Source organism: Nonomuraea sp. GTA35 (assembly GCF_041950525.1).
GTDB lineage: Bacteria > Actinomycetota > Actinomycetes > Streptosporangiales > Streptosporangiaceae > Nonomuraea.
In genome coordinates this window covers 1-1,146 of sequence record NZ_JBGNUV010000054.1, presented here as the reverse complement: position 1 = coordinate 1,146, position 1,146 = coordinate 1, and the positions used below count along the sequence as shown (strand labels likewise).

The window sequence follows — 1,146 nt, the reverse complement described above, 5'->3', positions numbered from 1 at the left end:
CCAAAACCGCGTTGGACATCGCGGGAAAAGCATTCGCGCTGCTTCAGGACATCTCAAGCAGCGCGGACTCCGACGAGAGGTGAACCGGGTCCTGGATGAGTATTTCCCGGCCCTGGAGAAGTCGGTCGGCACGGTCAGGGCATGTGAGGTGTTCGGCAGATCCCGGGCCACGGTGTACCGGCAGCGCAATCCGCGTCCGCCCATGCAAGGGCCGCGAAGGCCGTTTCACCACCCGGCCGAGCTGTCCGAGCACGAGCGCGAGCAGGTGCTGGCGGTGCTGGACTCTGCTCGCTTCGCCGACAAGTCTCCAGGCCAGGTGTGGGCGACCCTGCTGGATGAGGGCGTCTACCTGTGCTCGCAGGCCACCATGTACCGCCTCTTGCGCGAACGCGGCCAAAGCGGCGAGCGGCGTGCCCAGGCCGTGCGCCCGCCGACCAGCCGACCTGAACTGGAGGCCGACGGCCCCAACCAGGTGTGGTCGTGGGACATCACAAAACTGAAAGGTCCGGTGCGCGGCGTCTATTACCTGCTGTACGTCATCATCGACATCTTCTCCCGCAAAGTCATCCACTGGGAGATCTGGCCCACCGAGAACGGCACCCTGGCCAAAGAGTTTCTCCAGAACGCCATCGCGGCCAATGGCGGGATCGCGCCTCGCTCGGTCCATGCCGACCGGGGTACGTCGATGACCTCCAACACCGTCACCGGTCTGCTCGCGCTGCTCGGTATCGACCAGTCCCATTCCCGGCCGCACGTGTCCAACGACAATCCCTACTCGGAAGCGCACTTCAAAACACTAAAATATTGCCCGGCATTCCCGGGAAGATTCGGGTCCATCGAAGACGCCAACGTCTTCTGCACCCAATTCTTCTCCTACTACAATAACGAGCATCGCCATTCCGGGATCGCGATGCACACTCCCGCCTCGGTCCACGACGGCACCGCCGTCCAGGTCCAGGCCAAGCGGATCGCCACCCTCCACGCGGCCTTCCAGGCACACCCTGAACGGTTCCGCGGCCGGCGTCCCTACCCACCGCCTCTGCCGACCAAGGTGTGGATCAACCAGCCACTCGCGACACCCCAGACCGACGCTTCACCACAAACCACGCAAGTAGCCTGATGTCTCAGCCGGTTTGACAGCTTCCG

General features: G+C 63.8%; 1 protein-coding gene. It reads left to right on the top strand.

Features of this window, described 5'->3' with window-relative positions; translation table 11 throughout:
• Positions 1-1,120: IS3 family transposase (locus tag ACBJ32_RS59330; protein ID WP_375134397.1), on the top strand; the 1,120-nt coding region annotated here is incomplete at its 5' end.
• Positions 1,121-1,146: the final 26 nt, after the last annotated feature.